This is a genomic window from Klenkia terrae (assembly GCF_900491935.1).
Classification (GTDB): Bacteria; Actinomycetota; Actinomycetes; order Mycobacteriales; family Geodermatophilaceae; genus Klenkia; species Klenkia terrae.
The window spans coordinates 1118636-1137517 of record NZ_UEXK01000004.1; the positions used below are offsets into that span (position 1 = coordinate 1118636).

Genomic DNA, 18882 nt, shown 5'->3' on the forward strand with positions numbered 1-18882 from the left:
GCCCGGCCATCCNGACGACCACGACCAGCAACGGCGCCCAGAGCCCGGCCATCCGGCCGCGGCCCGGCGCCGGAAGAAGCGCCGCGGCCGGATGGCCGGGCTCTGGGCGCCGTTGCTGGTCGTGGTCGTCGCCGTGGTCGGCCTGTCCTGGGACACCGACACGCAGGGGGTGCCGCCGGTGGCCGGCCGCTGCTCGGTCGCCGGGTCGGCCCTGACGCTGACCAACGAGCAGGCGGCCAACGCGGCCACCATCGCCGCGGTCGCCCGTTCCCGCGGGCTGCCCGCGCGGGCGACGGTCATCGCGCTGGCCACCGCGCAGCAGGAGTCCCGGCTGCGCAACCTGGACTACGGCGACCGCGACTCGCTCGGGTTGTTCCAGCAGCGCCCCTCGCAGGGCTGGGGCACCGAGGCGCAGGTGCAGGACCCGGTCTACGCCACCGGCAAGTTCCTCGACGGGCTGGTCGAGGTGCCCGGCTGGGAGACCGGTGACCTGACGCTGGTCGCCGACGCCGTGCAGCGGTCGGCCTTCCCGCTCGCCTACCGGCAGTGGACCGAGATGGCCGAGACCCTGGCCGGGGCCCTGCAGTCCGAAGCGCCGGCCGCCCTGTCGTGCACGTTCTCGCCCCCGGACGCCGCCGGTCCTGTCGACGACCGGGCCGCGGCCGTCGCGGAGGCGGTACGGGGTGAGGCAGGCCCACCCACGGTCGCCGCCGGCGGGGTGATCACCGTGGCCGATGCCGCCTGGCCCGAGGTGACCTGGGCCGTCGCGCACGCCCAGCGGCTGCAGCTGAGCCAGGTGCGGTTCGCCGACTGGACCTGGACGCCGGACATCGGCTGGCAGCAGAACACCGGGCAGGACGCGGGCGCCTTGGTCCTGCAGCTCAGCACCTGATCGAGGACGCCGGACTGTCGTAGGTGCATGGCACGGTCGCCCGGTGGCAGGCGCCGAGCAACCCCCTCCGCGGTGGGCAGATGTCGATCGCGCTCGCCTCGAGCAGCTGCTCGCCAGTGGTCAGACCCCGGATGCCGTCGCCGCCGCCTACGGCCGCAGTGGGTCCCTCGTCCGGCTGGTCGCACGACGGTGGGGACTGGACCCCCGTTCGCTACGAGCGCGCAGCACCGGACTCTCGGTCACGCACCCGTCGGTGGCCGCTCAGTTCATCGAGGTCGTGGACGGCGCACCTGCGGGATCAATCCCTTCCGACCTGGCATCCGGCAGCGGTGCTCGTTGTCGGTGGCGGTGCTCGTCCTGCCGACACGAGTGGGTGACCTCGGTCGTCAACCGGACCAGGCGCGGCTCCGGATGTCCGGAGTGCGCGAGGGTCCGCGGAGCTGCCAGCGCACGGCGCCGTCCGGCCAAGACGCCGAGCATCGGCGATGCGCGGCCCGATCTGGCGGCGGAGTTCGTGGAGAACCTGACCCGAGCGGACCGCGACGCCGACTCCACGCCGTGCGGATCACACGACCGGGTGCTCTGGCGGTGCGTGGTCGACCACAGCTGGGAGACGACGGCTCGCCAACGCGTCAAGTACGGGACGCAGTGCCCCGTGTGCCTGTCGTCGCTCCGGGTCAGCCGCCTCGAGCACCGGGTGGCCGCAGCCGTAGCCCTGGCCACCGGTCTCCCGGTCGAGGTCGACGCGGTGGTCCTGCGTGCCGGAGGCGGGCCGGTCGAGCGCATCGACCTCGTGGTCGACGACATCGACCTCTACGTCGACCTGGACCCGACCCGGTGGCATGCGCCCACCGAGGCGCAGGCGCGCGATGCCCGGAAGGTGGTCCGGTTGGCCGGTCGCCGCTACGTGCGGATCCGGCCGCGGGGTCTACCGGTTCTTGCCCTCCCCGGGGACCTCCGCCTGCGTCAGGTTCCGCTGACGTCGGAGGACGAGACCGATCCATGCGCTTGGGCGGCAGCCATCATCTCGGTGATCTGCTCGTACCGACCCGACACCCCGTCGGTGATCCCCGTCGGGGCCCCGCTGGACGACGCCGTCGCCCGGGCCGACGAGAGATGGAGAGAGCTCCGTGCGGGCCTCCGCGGCCACTCCCTCCTGACCGAGCACCCGGAGGTCGCCGCCGAACTCGTCGGTGTCGTGGGCAGGCCGGCCCTCAGCGCTGCTCACCTGCCCCCGGCCGGTGATGACCGCGGCATCTGGAGGTGCGGCGGGTGCGGGGGCACCTACGAGGCTCGGGTCGCCAACCGGACGCGCCTCGGTACTGCATGTCCGTCGTGCTCCGCCCGCCGGGGCGCGAGGAAGTCGTCCACCCCGGCTCCGGGCACGAGCTTCGCCGATGTGCATCCCCAGCTGGTCGGCTACTTCCTGGAGGACGTCACGGCCCCGGGCCGAACCCTGTCCGAGATGAAGCCGAACAGCATCGACCGCTGCCTCTGGACCTGCCCGCACTGCGGACAGGTCTGGACCGCCACGCCGCATTCACTGAACAGGAACCCGCGCCGAAGCTGCCGGGCCTGCAGCGGCCGCCGTTCAGCTGCAAGCCGCGCCCCAAGGTGACGCCCCAGCTCAGCTTGTCAGCCGCTCCACGGCGGCGTCGATGCGCTCGTCGGTGGCGGTCAGCGCCATCCGCACGTGCCGCTCTCCCGCCGGGCCGTAGAACGACCCCGGTGCGACGACCACGCCCAGGCCGGCCAACCGGTCGACCGTCGTCCAGCAGTCCTCGTCGCGGGTGGTCCACAGGTACAGCCCGGCCTCGGAGTGCTCGACCCGACCGCCCCAGGCCTCGACCGCGGCGCGCAGCCGGGCCCGCCGGGCGCCGTAGCGGGACCGGGCCAGCTCGACGTGCGCGTCGTCGCCCAGCGCGGCGGCCGTCGCGGCCTGCACCGGACCGGGCACCAGCAGGCCCAGGTTCCGGCGGGCCTCCCAGACCCGCGCGACCAGCGCCGGGTCACCGGACAGCAGCCCGGCCCGGTAGCCGGCAGCGGTCGACTGCTTGGACAGCGAGTGCACGGCCAGCAGGCCCTGGTGCGAGCCGCCGGCCACCGACGGGTGCAGCACCGAGGTCGGGACGACGTCCCAGCCCAGCTCGACGTAGCACTCGTCGGCGACCACGGGCACGCCGCGCTCGCGGCCCCAGGCCACCCACGCCCGCAGCTCCTCGACCGACAGCACCCGGCCGTGCGGGTTGCCCGGGGAGTTCAGCCACACCAGCACCGGGTCGGCGACGTCGTCCGGGGGCACGTCGCTGCGCAGCACCGACAGCCCGGCCACCACCGCACCGACCTCGTAGGTCGGGTAGGCGACCTCGGGGATCACCACGGTGCCCGACCCCAGCCCGAGCAGGGTCGGCAGCAGCGCCACCAGCTCCTTGGAGCCCACCGTCGGGATGACCGACGGCACGGCGCCCAGCGGGTCGGCCAGCGTCACGCCGAGCCGGCGCCGCAACCAGCCCGCCGCGGCGAGCCGGACGTCGGTCGTGCCCAGCGCCGTCGGGTAGCCCGGCGCGTCGGCCGCGGCGGACAGCGCCGAGCGCAGGACGTCCGGGGTCGGGTCCACCGGCGTGCCGATGGACAGGTCGACCACCCCCCCGGGGTGCTCGGCCGCGCGAGCGCGGGCCGGGCGCAGGGAGTCCCAGGGGAAGTCCGGCAGCGAGCGGGAGCTCACTCCCCCTGCGGCGGCAGCGCCGCGACCAGCGGGTGGTCCTTGGCGATCTTCCCGGTGCGGGCGGCGCCGCCGGGGCTGCCCAGCTCGGAGAAGAACTCCACGTTGGCGTTGTAGAAGTCCTTCCACTTGTCCGGGACGTCGTCCTCGTAGTAGATGGCCTCGACCGGGCAGACCGGCTCGCACGCCCCGCAGTCCACGCACTCGTCGGGGTGGATGTAGAGCATCCGCTCGCCCTCGTAGATGCAGTCCACCGGACACTCGTCGATGCACGCCTTGTCGAGGACGTCGACGCAGGCCTGGGTGATGACGTAGGTCACGGGGGTTCCTCCGGGGGTACGACCAGTTCGCTCTAGGGTCGTGACCAGTATGGCGCCGTTCCCGGCGGTGCCGAGGTCAGGGTTGCCTATCCCGCCACCCCGGGGAGGGAGACCGTGGGACAACGACGGAGTCCGCTGGACGTCGCCGAGCTCGAGCTGGTCGCCGCGCGAGGCTGGCGGGGGTCGGAGACCGAGCCCCTGGGGCAGTGGCTGCTGCGCGCCGGCGGGGGTGGTTTCACCAGCCGCGCGCACTCGGCGCTGGTCACCGGCGACCCCGGCCTCCCGCTCGCCGACGCCGTCGACGTGGTCGCCTCCTGGTACGCCGACCGCGGGTTGACCCCGTGCGCCCAGCTGCCCGGCCGGCAGTCCCGGGCGGCCGACGCCGCGTTCGCCGCCGCCGGGTGGGCCCGCGACCCCGACACCCTCGTGCTCACCGTGCCGCTGGACGACGGAGAACCCACCCCCGCCGTCCCGGTGGAGCTGTCCCCCGCCCCGGACGACGCCTGGCTGGCCGCGGCGCGGCGGGGTGGCGATCCGGTCCCGGCCGACGCCCGCGGCGTGCTGACCAACGCCGAGCAGTTGGCCTTCGCCGGGGTCCGGGACGACGCGGGCACCGTGCTCGGCGTCGCCCGCGGGGTGCTCGTCGACGACTGGTTGGGCATCAGCGCCGTGTCGGTGGACCCCGCAGCCCGGCGCGGGGGTCTGGCCACCTCCCTCACCCGGGCGCTGCAGGCCTGGGCGGTCGACCGGGGTGGCCGCTGGTGCTACCTGCAGGTGGTGGCGTCCAACGACCCGGCCCGGGCCCTCTACCGGCGGCTGGGCTTCATCGAGCACCACCGCTACCACTACCGGCGGCCACCTGTCGGCTGAGCACCCGGCCGACCGCGAACGAGGCGAACAGCACCCCGACCAGCAGGAAACCCAGCCCCACCAGCTGGGCGGCGGTGGTCTCGCCGGTGATGAGCAGGTCGCCCTCCGGCCGGCGCACCGACGCACCCACCGCGACCACCGCCCAGGCGGCCGCCGGCAGCAGGGCGACCACCCGGGAGCCGGACAACCGGTGCGCCCAGGTGACCAGCAGCAGGTTGCCCAGCGCCGCGCCGAGCACCGACAGCGGCACCGGGACCGGACCGATCCGCAGCGGCAACCAGAGCACCTCGACCGCGGCCAGCCACGACGCGACGACGACGGCCAGCAGCCCCCAGCCGACCGTCCGCAGCGCCCTCACAGGCCGGCGAACAGGTCGGTCTCCCAGCCCCGCGGGCCCTCCCCCGGGCCGCGCTGCCCGCGGACCAGGCGGTAGTACTCGGTGGTGAGCACCTGCTGGCCCAGGTTGTTGGACAGCGCGTAGAACTCGCCGTCCAGGGTCAGCTGGGTGGCGTGCGCGGCCATGCCGGCCGCCTTCTGCGCCAGGAACGCCGACCCGTCGAGCTCGCAGGTCACGTCCTCGTCGGCCGCGGCGAACGGGATCTCGCGGGCGTCGGTCACGCCGTCGTAGCCGGTGTCGGCCGCGGCGAGGGCGTCCAGCCCCTCCTGCAGGACCGAGATCGGGACGCAGGTCCAGTAGACCTTCGCCACCTCGTGCGCGGTGCCCAGGTCGGGGCGGTAGCCGCCGTCCGCGGCCGCCTCGACGGCCAGCGTGGTGACCCGGTGGGCCTGGATGTGGTCGGGGTGGCCGTACCCGCCGTGCTCGTCGTAGCCGACGACCACCTGCGGCCGGACCTCTCGCAGGACGGCGACCGCGGCGCCGACGGCCTCGTCGAGGTCGGCGTTCCAGAACGCCCGCGGGTGGTCGTTGGCCGGCGTCCCGATCATCCCGGAGTCCCGCCAGCGGCCGGTGCCGCCGAGGAAGCGGTGGTCGGCCACGCCCAGGGCGGCCATTGCGTCAGCGAGCTCGCCGATCCGGTAGCCGCCCAGCTGGTCGGCCTGGTCGGCGGCCAGCCCGGCGAGCTCGGGCACCAGGATCTCGCCCTCCTCCCCCAGCGTGCAGGTGAGCAGGGTGACGTGCACGCCCTCGGCGACGTAGCGGGCCATCGTGGCCCCGTTGTTGATCGACTCGTCGTCGGGGTGGGCGTGCACGAGCAGGAGGCGACGGTCGGGGAGCACCCGACCATCGTCCCCTACAGGACCTTGGTGGCCTCCGCGTAGTGGCAGGCGCTGGTGTGGCCGGTGCCGCGGGACTCCAGCAGGGGCTCCACGGTGAGGCACTTCTCGCGCTGGGTGTCGGTCAGCTCGCCGGCGAACTTCTGGCAGCGGGTGCGGAACCGGCAGCCCGAGGGCGGGTTGGCCGGGCTGGGCACGTCGCCGGTGATGATGATCCGCTTCCGGCTGCGCTCCAGGCGCGGGTCGGGCAGCGGGATCGCCGACAGCAGCGCCTGCGTGTAGGGGTGCGTGGGCCGGTCGAACAGCTCGTCCCGCGGCGCGACCTCGATGATCTTGCCCAGGTACATGACCGCGACGCGGTCGGAGATGTGCCGCACCACGGACAGGTCGTGCGCGATGAACAGGTAGGACAGCCCCAGCCGTTCCTTCAGGTCCTCGAGCAGGTTGATCACGCCGGCCTGGATCGACACGTCCAGCGCGGACACCGGCTCGTCGAGCACCAGCACCTTCGGCTCGAGCGCCAGCGCCCGGGCGATGCCGATGCGCTGCCGCTGGCCGCCGGAGAACTCGGCCGGGTAGCGGTTGGTGTGCTCGGGGTTGAGCCCGACCGTCTCCACCAGGGACCGCACCCGCTCGCGGAGCTCGGCCTCGTCCTTGGTCAGGCCGTGGATGATCAGCGGCTCGGCCACGATGTCGAAGACCGGCAGCCGCGGGTTGAGCGAGGCGTACGGGTCCTGGAAGACGATCTGGATGTCCCGGCGCAGCGGACGCATCTGCTTGCGGTCCAGGCCGACCAGCTCGCGTCCCTGGAAGACCACCGAGCCGGCCGTGGCCGGCTGCAGGTTCAGGATCGCCCGACCGGTGGTGGACTTGCCGCACCCGGACTCGCCGACCAGGCCGAGCACCTCGCCGGGGTACAGGTCCAGGTCCAGGCCGTCGACCGCGCGGACGGCGCCGACGGTGCGCTGGAGCAGCCCGCCGCCCTTGATCGGGAAGTGCTTCTCCAGGCCACGGACGCTCAGGATGGGCTCGCGGGTGGTGGTCATCGACGGTCTCCGTCCTGGGTGGTGGGGTCCAGCAGCGACCCGGTGGCCGTCGACCGGCCCGGGTCGCTGCGCTCGCCGACGGGGTCACCGGGCGCCCCGGTGTCGGTGGTGCCGGCGGCGGCCGAGAGGTCCACCGGCGCCTCGGAACCGAGCACGGTGTCGTCGGCGGTCACGTCGAAGACCGCGGCGGCCTCGCCGTGGGCCTTGCCGACCTCGTCGGTGCGGATGCAGGCCGCGCCGTGCCCGCCGCCGACGTCGAGCAGGTCGGGCTCGACGGTGTCGCACTCGGCGACGTGCAGCGGGCAGCGGGGCGCGAAGGGGCAGCCCGGCGGCATGTTGACCACCGAGGGCGGGGAGCCCTTGATCGGGGTCAGCCGCTGCTTGGTGGAGGCGTCCAGCCGGGGCAGCGAGCCGAGCAGCCCGAGCGTGTAGGGCATCCGCGGCTCGTAGTAGATGTCCTCGACGCTGCCGATCTCCACCGGCCGGCCGGCGTACATGACCAGCACGCGGTCGGCGATGCCGGCCACGACGCCGAGGTCGTGGGTGATGAGCACCATCGCCGCGCCGGTCTCGGTGAGCGCGGTCTGCAGCACCTCGAGGATCTGCGCCTGGACGGTGACGTCGAGGGCCGTCGTGGGCTCGTCGGCGATGATCACGTCGGGCTGGTTGGCCATCGCGATGGCGATGACCACGCGCTGGCGCATGCCGCCGGAGAACTCGTGCGGGTAGGACCGCACGCGCTCGGCGGCGTTGGGGATGCCGACCATCGCGAGGAGGTCAGCGGCCCGGGCCTGCGCGGCCTTGGACGACAGCTTGGAGTCGTGGGTCCGCAGGGTCTCCTCGATCTGGAACCCGACGCGGTACACCGGGTCCAGCGAGGTCATCGGGTCCTGGAAGATCATCGAGACGCCCTTGCCGCGGACCCGCGACATGGCGCGGTCGCTCTGCCCGAGCAGCTCCTGGCCCCGGTACTTGACCGACCCGGTCACCCGGGCGGATCCCGGGAGCAGGCCCATGACGGCCAGCGAGGTGACCGACTTGCCCGACCCGGACTCACCCACGATGCCCAGGACCTCGCCCGAGCGCAGGGTGTAGTCCACGCCGCGGACGGCGTGCACGAGGCCGTCCTCGGTGGGGAACCGGACGTTCAGGTCCTCGACGGCCAGCAGCGGCACGTCGGGGTCGACGGGGCGGGGGTCGGTGCGCCCCTGCTGCAGTGCTCCGGTGCTGGTGCTCACGTGATCCCCTTCAGGCCCGCACGCGGCGGTTGCTCGGGTCGAAGGCATCCCGGATCCCGTCGCCGATCAGGTTGATCGACAGCACGATGACCAGCAGGGTGATGCCCGGGAAGTAGAAGAGCCACGGCCGCGTCGAGGCGGCCTGCACGCCGTCGGAGACCAGGCGGCCCAGCGACGTGGAGCTCGGGTTGTTCACGCCGAAGCCCAGGTAGGTCAGCGACGCCTCGAGGATGATCGCGGTGGCCGCGGCCAGCGTCGTCCAGACGATCAGCGAACCCAGGGCGTTCGGGATCAGGTGCTTGAAGATGATCCGGCTGTTGGACGCCCCCAGGGCGTGCGCCGCCTCGACGTACTCCTTCTCGCGCAGCGAGAGGAACTGGCTGCGCACGATCCGGGCGAGGTCCAGCCAGCCGAACAGGCCCAGGATGATGCCGACGCCCAGCGGGGTGCGCGCCTCGCCGAAGTTGCTGGCCACGACGATGAGGACGACCAGCAGCGGGACGGTGAGGATCAGGTCGACGAAGCGCATGAGCACGCTGTCGACCCAGCGGCCGAAGTAGCCGGCCAGGGCGCCGACGAGCAGGCCCAGGGGCAGCGCGATGACGATGAAGAGCAGCACGATGAACAGGGAGCGCTGCACCCCGATCATCAGGCCGGCGAGCAGGTCGCGGCCGATCTCGTCGCTGCCCAGCGGGTAGCCCTGCACGCCGGGCGAGACCGACTGCGCGCCGCTGTTCTGGGTCGAGTAGCTCGTGCCGTACACCAGCGGGCCCAGGAAGCCGAAGGCCAGCAGCAGGAGGAAGACGACCAGCCCGGTCATCCCCACCTTGTTGCGGACGAACCGGCGGACGATCTGCTGGCGCTGGCTGCGCGCCTTGACGGTGAACTCCCGCTCGACCCCGGGTCCGGGCGTCTGTGCGGCGGCCGCCTCGGTGGCGGCCTGGGTGGTGGTCATGGGTCTCCTCCGACCGTCAGGCGAGACGGATGCGCGGGTCGAGGACCGCGTACAGGACGTCGGCGATGAGGTTGAACAGCACGACGAACACGGCGCTGATCAGCAGCCAGCCCAGGACGACGTTGATGTCGTTCTGGCCGATGCCGTTCTTGAGCAGGTACTCGCCCATGCCGTGCCAGACGAAGACCTGCTCGGTGATGATCGCGCCGCCGAACAGCGTGCCGATCCCCAGTGCCACGACGGTGGTCAGCGGGATGAGGGCGTTGCGCAGCCCGTGCTTCATGACGGTCCGCCGGTAGGTCAGGCCCTTGGCCCGGGCCAGCCGCATGTAGTCCGACCCGAGGACGTCGAGCATCGCCGAGCGCTGGAAGCGGCTCCAGGCGGCGAAGGACAGCAGCGCCAGGCAGATGGTGGGCAGCACGAGGTGGCCCAGCCGGTCCCAGAAGATCTCCGACGGTGTCCCGTAGGACGCGATGCCCGGTGATTCCTCGCCGAGGGTGTAGAGCACTTGTCGCCCGAAGGCGTCGTTGATGCCGCCGGCCACGAACTCCTTGAGCAGCGCGGCGAACCAGAACGTCGGCAGCGCGATGAGGAGGTAGGCCAGGAAGGTGAAGGCGTAGTCCGAGGGCTTGTACTGCCGGACCGCCCCTACCACGCCGACCAGGATCGCCAGGACGACGGCGATGAGGACGGCGAAGAAGATCATCTTGCCGGTGATCCAGAGTCGGCCCCACAGCTGGTCGGTGACCGCCGTCCCGCCGATGGTCTGGCCGAAGTCCCCGGTCAGCGCGCCGGACAGCCAGTTCCAGTACCGCACGAAGAAGTTGTCGTTCAGCCCGAACTGCTCGCGCAGGTTGTCGAAGAACGCCTGCGGCGGGCGCGGGTTCTGGGTGTAGTACCGCGACAGCGGGTCGAAGCTGGCCGCGCAGAGCGCGAAGACCAGGAACGAACTGGCGATCAACACGAGGACCGAGGCGATGATCCGCCGGATCGTGAAGAAGAACATGCGGGGACCTTACGCCGGGAGCGGAAGTCGTCCGGTGGGAACGACCAGTTCAGCTGGGACGTCCGGACACAGCACGGCCCCCGGGGGGAGCCCCCGGGGGCCGTGGCTGCGTGCAGGTGGTGCGGTTCTCAGGTGGTGCGTGCTGATCGGCCGATCAGCGGGTCACTGCACCGTCCACGTGTCGGCGTTCCAGAGCGGACCGGCCTGGGTCGAGTTGTCCTCGACGCCGGAGATGGAGCTCTGGTAGGCGATGAACGTGGGCTTCTGGTACAGCGGCACCGTCGCGACCTGGCCCCAGAGCAGGGCGTCGATCTGGTTGCCCAGCTCGGCCTGCGCGTCGGGGTCGGGCTCGGTCTGGAACTGGGCGAACAGGTCGTCGATCTCCTGCGTGCCCTGGCGGGAGTAGTTCTGCCCGATGGCGTCGCCCTGCGGCTGCTCGTAGATCGACTGCGTGGCACCGCGGAACGGCGACCCGACCCAGGCGAAGACGGCGGCCTGGAAGCCACCGGCCTCCAGCGAGGTCGGCTTCTCGGCGCCGGCGAAGATGTCCGGGTTGGCGTTGAAGGTCGCCTCGATGCCGGCCTCGGCCAGCTGCGGGATCATGACGTTGATCGTGGTCTCGCGCAGCGGGTTGTTGGCCGTGGTGTCGATCTGCACGGTCAGCCGCTGGCCGTCCTTGGCGTAGACGCCGTCGGAGCCGAGCACCCAGCCGTCGCTCTCCAGGAGCGACTTGGCCATCGCGGTGTTCTGGGTCTTGTACTCGTCGGGCGCGGTGTCCTGGTACTGCGGCTGGTTGTTGAAGAAGATCCGGTTCTCCAGCACCTCGGCGTCGGAGGAGAACTGGCCGACGGTCTGGTCGACGATCTCCTGCCGGTCCAGGGCCATGGTGAAGGCCTGGCGGACGGCCAGCGAGCTCAGCGGGCCGTACGTGGTGTTGAAGTCCAGGTGCTCGAAGGAGAGCCCGAAGTTCACGTCGCTCTCGACGGCCGGCGACAGGTCCTCGATCTGGCTGACCAGGTCGAGCTGGGGCTGCGGGTAGATGACCCCGAGCTCCTGGTTGCTCATGGCCTGCACCGCGGCGGTCGGGTCGTTGCCGATGTTCTGCACGACCAGCTGGGCCAGCCCGGTCGGCTCGCCCCACCACTCGGGGTTGGGGGTCAGCGTGACGATCTGACTGCCGACGTCGATGTTCTCGGCCTTGATCTGCCAGGGGCCACCGGAGATGTCGTCCATGATGCCGTCGGCGATCGGCCAGCCGTTGGTGATGCTCTCGCACAGCGCGGCCGGGTCGTCGTTGTCCATGACGTGGGCCGGCAGCAGGTTGCCGAACAGCGACTGCCAGTCGGAGAACGGCGTCGTGTAGGTGACGGTGACGGTCTTGTCGTCGTCGCCCGAGGCCTCGACGGAGGCGATCTGCTCGTAGCCGGTGGTGCCCAGCAGGGCCGGGCAGCCGCCGTCGGCCGGGTCGCTGGAGCGGTTCGCGCGCCAGGTGAACTCGAAGTCCGCCGCCGTGATCGGGGTGCCGTCGCTCCACACCGCGTCGGGGTTGATCTCGTAGGTGTTGACCTGGCCGCTGCTGGTGTCCAGCTCGGGCTCGGAGGCCAGCAGGTCCTGGTCCCAGTCGACGCTGAAGTCGGGGTTGACCACGTACGGGCCGGGCAGCACCCGGATCAACAGGTTGGCCACCGAGGTGGCGTTGCCCGCTGCGATGTAGGGGAAGAGGTTCTCCGGGAAGTCGGTGGACTCACCGAAGATGACCCGGCCGGAACCGCTGTCGCCCTCACCGCCACCGCTGTCGCTGCTGCCGCCGCCACAGGCCGACAGCACCATCGCGCCGGCGATGCCGGTGGCGACGAGCGCTGCTCCGCGCTTGCTGAACTTCACGTTCGATTGCCTCCCTCGACCCGCACCTGCGGGGGGATCTGACCTGGTCTGCCCGTCCGGAGGCGATCGCATCCGGATCGAGCTGGGGACGAGCCGTGACGGACCTGGCCAACAGCTGTCGGACCCGGTACGTCCCGGCGAACACTAGGCACGCCCGTGGGGGCAGTCCACGACCGTCACCGTTTTGTGACCTGGGCTCACGACCTGCACGGACGAGCCCGTCCAGGCCGCAACAAGCACGCAACACGGGCGTCACGACCGGACGTCTTGCGGTGCCGATCCGCGCTCGTCGAACCGCTTGCGGCACCTCGGGTACCGGGATCCGCCGGTCCGGTGCCAGCAGACCCACAGGTGCGGGCATGTGTGGGCCCGCCGGGGCCGGGTAGTCGTGGGTGGACCGAAGCTGCCGACGTGAGGAGCACGCCATGAGCGCCGTGGACAAGATCAAGAACAAGGCCGAAGAGCTGCTGGGCCAGGGCAAGGAGGCCACCGGCGAGGCCACGGGCAACCGCGACCTGCAGGCCGAGGGCCAGAAGGACCAGGCCAGCGGCAACGCCAAGCAGGCCGGCGAGAAGGTCAAGGACATCTTCAAGTAAGAGGTCCTGCACGAGAGGCCCGTCCCGCACCTGCGGGGCGGGCCTCTCGGCGTTCAGAGGCGGTCGAGCAGGGCCCGGACGGCGGGCAGCAGCGGGCGGTCGGCCGGGATCCAGTCCAGGGCGTCGAGCTCCCCGGCGGTCGCCCAGCGCAGCTCGCTGTGCTCGTGGTCCACCGGGTCGCCGGCCACGATGCGCCCCCACCACACCCGCAGCGTCGAGGCGCCGGGCGCACCGCCGGCGACGACACCCGGCAGGGGCACCTCCCCCAGGAACGCCTGCGGGGCGATCTCGACCGAGAGCTCCTCCCGGCACTCGCGCACCAGCGCGGCCAGCTCGGACTCCCCCCGCTCGACCTTGCCGCCGGGGAACTCCCAGAGCCCGGCGAAGGGTCCGGCCCCCCGCTGGGCGACCAGCACGCGGCCGTCGGACACCAGCGCCGCGCCGACCACCTGGACGACGTCCTCGGCCCGGCGCTGCGCGGCGGCGGCGAACAGGTCCAGGTGGGCCTGCATCGCGCCGAGCACGTGCCGGCGCACGACCGTCTGGTCCAGCAGCCGGCCGAGGAACCCGGGCACCCGGTTCACCCACTCCACCTGCTCGTCCACCAGCGTGCCCGCGCCCGTCGGGTGGAACCGCCGGGTGTGCCGGACCTGCGCCAGCAGGCCGCCGGCGCCGCGGTGCTCGTCGGCGTGCGGGCGGTCGGTGGCGACCTCGGTCAGCGCCCACGGCCAGGGGCGCCCGAGGACCCGCCCGACGTCGAACGCCACGGTCAGCGGCGCCTCCACCAGCGTGGTGAATCGCAGCTGGAACACGGGTCGAGTTTCCCAGACCCGGCAGGATGACCTCCGTGCGCATCTCCGCCCGGGTCGACTACGCCGTCCGCGCCGCCATCGAGCTGGCCGCGGCCAGCCCCGACGCCCTCACCTGCGACCGCATCGCCACCGCCCAGGGCATCCCCTCCCGCTTCCTGCAGGCGATCCTCGGCGACCTGCAGCACGCCCGGCTGGTGACCAGCCAGCGCGGCCGCGACGGCGGCTACCGGCTGGCCCTGCCGCCCTCGGAGGTGTCGATCGCCCGGGTCATGCGGGTGGAGCAGGGCTTCCTCGCCGAGGTGCACGGCCAGCGGCCGGAGGACGCCACCTACCCGGGCGTGGCCAAGGAGCTCACCAGCGTGTGGGTGGCCGCCCGGGACTCCTACCGCCGGGTGCTCGAGCAGGTCACCCTGGCCGACGTCGTGGCCGGCAAGCTGCCCGACGCCGTCGCCGAGCTGGCCGAGGTGGAGAGCGCCTGGCGGTCCTTCGGGGCCACCCCCGTCGACTGAGAGACTGCCCGGCATGACTGGTGTCGCCGTCCTGCTCACCGGCTTCTCCGGGGCCGGGAAGTCCACGATCACCGACGCCCTGGTGGCCGAGCTGGAGGCCGGGGGCACGGCGGTGACGGTCCTGGACGGCGACGTCGTCCGCACCCACCTGTCCAGCGAGCTGGGCTTCTCCCGGGCCGACCGGGACCTCAACATCCGGCGCATCGGCTGGGTGGCCGGCGAGGTCGTCAAGCACGGGGGCACGGTGGTCATCGCCGCGATCGCCCCGTTCGAGGAGGCCCGCGAGCAGGCCCGCGCGCTGGTCGAGCAGCACGGCCGCTTCGTGCTGGTGCACCTGTCCACCCCGCTGGAGGTCTGCGAGGCCCGGGACGTCAAGGGCCTCTACGCCCGGGCGCGGGCCGGGGAGATCACGACCTTCACCGGGGTCAGCGACCCCTACGAGGTGCCGGTGCGGGCCGAGCTGCGGGTCGACACCTCCCGGGTGCCCCTCGCCGAGGCGGTCGCGCAGGTCCGGGCCGCCATGGCCGGTGTGGGAGACTCGGCGGCGTGACCGACCGCGGGACGCCTCTGGTGGCGCGCCTGCACATCGATCTGGGGCGCGTCGTGAGTGCCGCCTGTCGCCGCTCCCGCTGAGCGCACCGCACCCCAGTCCCCCGCAACGCCGCGCCCGTCCCGCGCGAAGATGGAGTCCTCCCGTGTCCTCCCCCACCCGCCCCAGCCGCCCGGCCCAGAAGGGCCAGGGCCAGTGGGCCCTCGGGTCCCGCGAGCCGCTCAACCCCAACGAGCGGATGAAGAAGGACTCCGACGGCCTCGACGTCCGCCAGCGGATCACCGACATCTACTCCCGCACCGGCTTCGACGGCATCGACCCCGGCGACCTGCGCGGCCGGATGCGCTGGATGGGGCTCTACACCCAGCGCGCCCAGGGCATCCCCGGCGGCAAGACCGCCGTGCTGGAGCCCGAGGAGCTCGAGGACTCCTACTTCATGCTCCGCGTGCGGATCGACGGCGGTCAGCTGTCGGCCGACCAGCTGCGGGTCATCGCCGGCATCTCCACCGAGTTCGGCCGCGGCGTCGCCGACGTCACCGACCGGCAGAACGTGCAGCTGCACTGGATCCGCATCGAGGACGTCCCCGAGATCTGGGAGCGCCTCGAGGCGGTCGGGCTGTCCACCACCGAGGCCTGCGGCGACACCCCGCGGGTGATCCTCGGCTGCCCGCTGGCCGGGGTGCTCGACGACGAGGTGCTCGACGCGACCCCCGCCGTCACCGAGGTCGTCGACAAGTACCTCGGCGACAGGGAGTTCTCCAACCTGCCCCGCAAGTTCAAGTCATCGATCTCCGGCTGCGCGCACCACTGCACCAACCACGAGATCAACGACGTCGCGTTCGTGGGTGTGCGCAACGCCGCGGGCGAGGCCGGCTACGACCTCTGGGTCGGCGGCGGGCTGTCGACCAACCCGCGCTTCGCCGAGCGGCTGGGCGTCTTCGTCCGGCCCGACCAGGTCTCCGACGTCTGGGCCGGGGTCTGCGCGGTCTTCCGCGACTACGGGTACCGGCGCTCGCGCACCCACGCCCGGATCAAGTTCCTCATGGCCGACTGGGGCCCGGAGAAGTTCCGCCAGGTGCTGCAGGACGAGTACCTGCACGAGGCGCTGCCCGACGGCCCCGCGCCCGACCGGCCGGCCACCGACCAGCGCGACCACGTCGGCGTCCAGAAGCAGGTCGACGGCGCCAACGCGCTGGGCTTCGCGCTGCACACCGGCCGGATCGGCGGCGAGCTGCTGGCCACCGTCGCCGACATCGCCGAGCAGTACGGGCAGGGCCGGATCCGGACGACGGCCGACCAGAAGCTGGTCATCCTCGACGTCCCGGACGACGCGGTCGAGGACGCCGTCGCCGCCCTGGCCGCGCACGACCTGCAGGTGCGGCCCAGCGTCTTCCGCCGGCAGACGATGGCCTGCACGGGCATCGAGTTCTGCAAGCTGGCGATCGTGGAGACCAAGGGCCACGCGAAGGAGCTGACCGCCGAGCTCGAGCGCCGGCTGCCGGACTTCGACACCCCGCTGACGATCAACGTCAACGGCTGCCCGAACTCCTGCGCCCGCTTCCAGACCGCCGACATCGGCTTCAAGGGCATGGTCGTCGGCGGCGAGGAGGGCTTCCAGGTCCACCTCGGCGGCCACCTGGGCTTCGAGTCCTCCATCGGCCGCAAGCTCCGCGGGAACAAGGTGCTGGCCACCGACACCGCCGACTACGTGGAGCGGGTGCTGCGCGGCTACCTCGAGCACCGCACCGACGGCGAGTCCTTCGCCGCCTACGCCACCCGGGCCGACGAGGACTGGTTGCGCTGACCGCGCCGGGAAGGGTTCGGCAGCTGCCGCCGTTCTACTGCCCGTTCTGCGGCGAGGAGACCCTCCGACCGCGCGAGACCGAGGGAGAATGGCACTGCGGGTCCTGCCTGCGGACCTTCACCCTCCGGACGACGGGAACGGGAGTGCAGCAGCCGTGACGACCGCGCTGATCGAGCCGACACCGGAGCTGGCCGCGGAGGCCGACGCCCGCTTCGAGGGCATCGCCGACCCGGTGGAGCAGGCGCTGGCGGTGCTGCGCTGGGCCGGGGAGACCTTCGGGGACTCCTTCGCGCTCACCTCGTCGATGGCCGACGGGCTGCTGGCCCACCTGGCCGCCCGCGCCCACCCCGGGGTGCAGGTGATCTTCCTGCAGACCGGCTACCACTTCGCCGAGACCATCGGCACCCGCGACTGGATCGCCTCGGTGATGGACATCCGGGTGCTGTCGGTCGAGGCCGAGAAGACCGTCGCCGAGCAGGACGCCGAGTTCGGGCCCGCGCTGCACGACCGCGACCCGGACTTGTGCTGCGACCTGCGCAAGGTGCAGCCGCTCGCCCGCACGCTGGCCGGGTTCAGCGCCTGGGGCTCCGGCGTCCGGCGCGACGAGTCCGTGACCCGGGTGGGCACCAAGGTCGTCGACTGGGACGCCAAGCGCGGCATGGTCAAGGTCAACCCGCTGGCCGCCTGGAACCAGGACGACGTCGACGCCTACGTGCACGAGCACCAGGTGCCGGTGAACCCGCTCGTCGAGATCGGCTACGCCTCGATCGGCTGCGCACCGTGCACCCGACCGGTGGCCCCCGGCGAGGACCCCCGCGCCGGCCGCTGGGCCGGCCGCGGCAAGGTGGAGTGCGGCCTCCACACCTAGGGGCGACACTCCTGGCATGACGCGACCGCAGGCCCTGTCCCCCGAGGAGGTGGCCACCGCGGTGGCCGAGCTGACCCACTGGGACGGCGACGTCCAGGGCATCTACCGCCGGGTCGAGTTCCCCTCGTTCCGGGCCGCCGTGGACGCCGTCGTGCAGATCGCCGACGTCGCGGAGGAGATGGACCACCACCCCGACCTGGACCTGCGCTACGACTGCGTCCGGATCGCGGTGGTCACCCACGACGCCGGCGGGGTCACCGAGCTCGACGTCGAGCTGGCCCGCCGGGTCGACGCCCTCTTCCCGGGGACCAACGGCGACTGACCCTCAGCCGATCGGCAGGACCAGCAGCTCCAGCAACCGGTCGGCCTCGGCGTCGGGGTCACCGGTCAGCCCGGTGTGCACCGGCGAGGGCTGGACGACGGTCGAGCGCGGCGCGGTGAGCCAGCGGAACCGGGGCCCCAGCGCCTCCCGGCCGGCCGCGCCCGCACCGGCGGCACCCGCGCAGACGTCCGCGGCGGCCTGCAGCGCCCAGGCCACTGCCACCGGGTCCGCGGTCGGGTCCAGCGCCCGCAGCCGCGCCAGGTCCAGGTGCACCCGCGAGCCGAGGTAGTCCCGCTGCCGGCAGTAGACGAGCACCCCGGCGTTGAAGCTCTCGCCCCGGTCGACCCGGGGCACCACCCGGAGCACGGCGTACTCGTAGGTGTTCACCGCTGCCGGACCCCGGGCGGGGGCGGCGGGCCCAGCCAGCCGGGACGGTTCTGCCCGCGGGGCTCCGGGGCCCGCCCGCGGGAGCCGTCGGCGGCGGCCTGGACCAGCGCCGGCAACCAGGCGGGACGGGCGGCCAGCCGGGCCAGCAGCTGGGCGGTGTAGCGCTCCCGGGTGACGTCGGGCGCCTCCGTGTCCTCCCCCGTCCGCCCGGGACCGCGCAGCCAGGCATCGGGCACCAGCGCCAGCACCCGCTCCAGCAGCGGCCGGGTGACCAGCGGGCCGAGCGCGGCGTCGGCGGCCCGGACGTCGGGGTGGGACTCGACCAGCGCGTGCTGGCTCGCGTCGTAGACCCGGTCGACCGCGGCCGGCGCACCGGGCCAGTGGTGGTGGAAGGTCAGCGCGGCACCGTGGTCGATCAGCTGCAGCCGGCCGTGCCAGAAGAGCATGTTCGGGTTGCGCCAGGACCGGTCGACGTTGCCGACCAGCGCGTCGAACCACAGCACCCGACCGGCCAGCTCCGCGGGCACGTCCGGGCCGTGCGCGGAGAAGTCCAGCGCGCCGGGCAGGTAGTCCATGCCCAGGTTGGTGCCGGCGGAGTGCCGGAGCAGCTCCTGCACCTCCTGGTCGGGCTCCCCCACCGCCAGCTCGGGTGCGACGTCCACGGTGACCAACGCCGGCACCGGCAGGGCGAGCGCCCGGGCGAGCTCGCCGCAGATCACCTCGGCGGCCAGCACCGGGACGCCCTGGCCGGCCGCCCGCCACTTCACGACGTAGGTGCCCAGGTCGTCGGCCTCGACCAGGCCGGGCAGGGACCCGCCCTCGCGCAGCGGGAGGACGTAGCGGGTGGCGGTGACGGCGGCGAGCACAG

Annotated in this window: 21 protein-coding genes; 9 read left to right on the forward strand and 12 right to left on the reverse strand. The window is 72.8% G+C overall.

Annotated features, from left to right (window positions below; translation table 11 throughout):
* Positions 1–91 precede the first annotated feature (91 nt).
* Together LFA75_RS05775 and LFA75_RS05780 are read left to right on the forward strand one after the other, a co-directional pair.
* A complete protein-coding gene (locus LFA75_RS05775) occupies positions 92–892 on the forward strand; it encodes a hypothetical protein (RefSeq protein ID WP_225232732.1) in 801 nt (266 codons plus the stop codon).
* A gap of 277 nt (positions 893–1169) precedes the next feature.
* Positions 1170–2510, forward strand: coding sequence for a zinc-ribbon domain-containing protein (locus tag LFA75_RS05780; RefSeq protein ID WP_225236012.1), 1341 nt, complete (start codon positions 1170–1172; stop codon positions 2508–2510).
* A 9-nt stretch (positions 2511–2519) separates the two neighbouring features.
* Here LFA75_RS05780 and dapC read toward each other — a convergent pair whose 3' ends face one another.
* Both dapC and fdxA read right to left on the reverse strand, forming a co-directional pair.
* On the reverse strand, positions 2520–3617 hold the full coding sequence (gene dapC / locus LFA75_RS05785) for a succinyldiaminopimelate transaminase (RefSeq protein ID WP_225232733.1): 1098 nt from the start codon (positions 3615–3617) through the stop codon (positions 2520–2522).
* Positions 3614–3934 carry a ferredoxin gene (fdxA, locus tag LFA75_RS05790; RefSeq protein WP_225232734.1) on the reverse strand — a complete coding sequence of 107 codons (321 nt, stop codon included), beginning with the start codon at positions 3932–3934 and terminating at the stop codon, positions 3614–3616. Before fdxA ends, dapC begins: the two co-directional genes overlap by 4 nt.
* A gap of 114 nt (positions 3935–4048) precedes the next feature.
* On the opposite strand from fdxA, the gene LFA75_RS23785 reads away from it, so the two are divergent.
* On the forward strand, positions 4049–4804 hold the full coding sequence (locus LFA75_RS23785; protein ID WP_263639354.1) for a GNAT family N-acetyltransferase: 756 nt from the start codon (positions 4049–4051) through the stop codon (positions 4802–4804).
* Here the strand turns inward: LFA75_RS23785 and LFA75_RS05800 are convergent.
* The 7 genes from LFA75_RS05800 to LFA75_RS05830 form a co-directional block, all read right to left on the reverse strand.
* Positions 4758–5162, reverse strand: coding sequence for a hypothetical protein (locus LFA75_RS05800; protein WP_225232735.1), 405 nt, complete (start codon positions 5160–5162; stop codon positions 4758–4760). The two genes, LFA75_RS23785 and LFA75_RS05800, sit on opposite strands and share 47 nt — an antisense overlap.
* Positions 5159–6040, reverse strand: a complete 882-nt coding sequence (gene mshB, locus LFA75_RS05805; RefSeq protein ID WP_225232736.1) for an N-acetyl-1-D-myo-inositol-2-amino-2-deoxy-alpha-D-glucopyranoside deacetylase — start codon at positions 6038–6040, stop codon at positions 5159–5161. The genes LFA75_RS05800 and mshB overlap by 4 nt, the downstream gene beginning before the upstream one ends.
* Positions 6041–6054: 14 nt before the next feature.
* Complete coding sequence (locus tag LFA75_RS05810) at positions 6055–7083, reverse strand: ABC transporter ATP-binding protein (protein ID WP_225232737.1); 1029 nt, start codon at positions 7081–7083, stop codon at positions 6055–6057.
* Positions 7080–8321: an ABC transporter ATP-binding protein gene (locus tag LFA75_RS05815; protein WP_225232738.1), complete on the reverse strand. Its 1242-nt coding sequence runs from the start codon at positions 8319–8321 to the stop codon at positions 7080–7082. The genes LFA75_RS05810 and LFA75_RS05815 overlap by 4 nt, the downstream gene beginning before the upstream one ends.
* Positions 8322–8331: 10 nt before the next feature.
* Positions 8332–9276, reverse strand: coding sequence for an ABC transporter permease (locus tag LFA75_RS05820; protein ID WP_225232739.1), 945 nt, complete (start codon positions 9274–9276; stop codon positions 8332–8334).
* A gap of 16 nt (positions 9277–9292) precedes the next feature.
* A complete protein-coding gene (locus tag LFA75_RS05825; protein ID WP_225232740.1) occupies positions 9293–10282 on the reverse strand; it encodes an ABC transporter permease in 990 nt (329 codons plus the stop codon).
* 162 nt (positions 10283–10444) lie between these two features.
* Entirely contained in the window at positions 10445–12166 is a 1722-nt protein-coding gene (locus LFA75_RS05830; RefSeq protein ID WP_225232741.1) for an ABC transporter family substrate-binding protein, read from the reverse strand.
* A 425-nt stretch (positions 12167–12591) separates the two neighbouring features.
* On the opposite strand from LFA75_RS05830, the gene LFA75_RS05835 reads away from it, so the two are divergent.
* Positions 12592–12762 (forward strand): CsbD family protein, encoded by a 171-nt coding sequence (locus tag LFA75_RS05835; protein WP_225232742.1) that lies wholly within the window; start codon positions 12592–12594, stop codon positions 12760–12762.
* A gap of 53 nt (positions 12763–12815) precedes the next feature.
* Here the strand turns inward: LFA75_RS05835 and LFA75_RS05840 are convergent, their stop codons facing one another.
* Complete coding sequence (locus LFA75_RS05840) at positions 12816–13574, reverse strand: NUDIX domain-containing protein (RefSeq protein ID WP_225232743.1); 759 nt, start codon at positions 13572–13574, stop codon at positions 12816–12818.
* 26 nt (positions 13575–13600) lie between these two features.
* On the opposite strand from LFA75_RS05840, the gene LFA75_RS05845 reads away from it, so the two are divergent.
* From LFA75_RS05845 to LFA75_RS05865, 5 genes are all read left to right on the forward strand, one after another.
* On the forward strand, positions 13601–14083 hold the full coding sequence (locus tag LFA75_RS05845; protein WP_225232744.1) for an RrF2 family transcriptional regulator: 483 nt from the start codon (positions 13601–13603) through the stop codon (positions 14081–14083).
* A 13-nt stretch (positions 14084–14096) separates the two neighbouring features.
* Positions 14097–14633 (forward strand): adenylyl-sulfate kinase, encoded by a 537-nt coding sequence (gene cysC, locus LFA75_RS05850; RefSeq protein WP_225232745.1) that lies wholly within the window; start codon positions 14097–14099, stop codon positions 14631–14633.
* Between the two features lie 145 nt (positions 14634–14778).
* Positions 14779–16437, forward strand: a complete 1659-nt coding sequence (locus LFA75_RS05855) for a nitrite/sulfite reductase (RefSeq protein WP_225232746.1) — start codon at positions 14779–14781, stop codon at positions 16435–16437.
* A gap of 154 nt (positions 16438–16591) precedes the next feature.
* On the forward strand, positions 16592–17305 hold the full coding sequence (locus LFA75_RS05860) for a phosphoadenylyl-sulfate reductase (protein ID WP_225232747.1): 714 nt from the start codon (positions 16592–16594) through the stop codon (positions 17303–17305).
* A gap of 16 nt (positions 17306–17321) precedes the next feature.
* A complete protein-coding gene (locus tag LFA75_RS05865) occupies positions 17322–17627 on the forward strand; it encodes a 4a-hydroxytetrahydrobiopterin dehydratase (RefSeq protein WP_225232748.1) in 306 nt (101 codons plus the stop codon).
* Between the two features lie 3 nt (positions 17628–17630).
* On the opposite strand, the gene LFA75_RS05870 is transcribed toward LFA75_RS05865, so the two are convergent.
* Both LFA75_RS05870 and LFA75_RS05875 read right to left on the reverse strand, forming a co-directional pair.
* Positions 17631–18014: a DUF3037 domain-containing protein gene (locus LFA75_RS05870; RefSeq protein ID WP_225232749.1), complete on the reverse strand. Its 384-nt coding sequence runs from the start codon at positions 18012–18014 to the stop codon at positions 17631–17633.
* A complete protein-coding gene (locus LFA75_RS05875) occupies positions 18011–18880 on the reverse strand; it encodes a HipA family kinase (RefSeq protein ID WP_225232750.1) in 870 nt (289 codons plus the stop codon). Before LFA75_RS05875 ends, LFA75_RS05870 begins: the two co-directional genes overlap by 4 nt.
* Between the last annotated feature and the right edge of the window lie 2 nt (positions 18881–18882).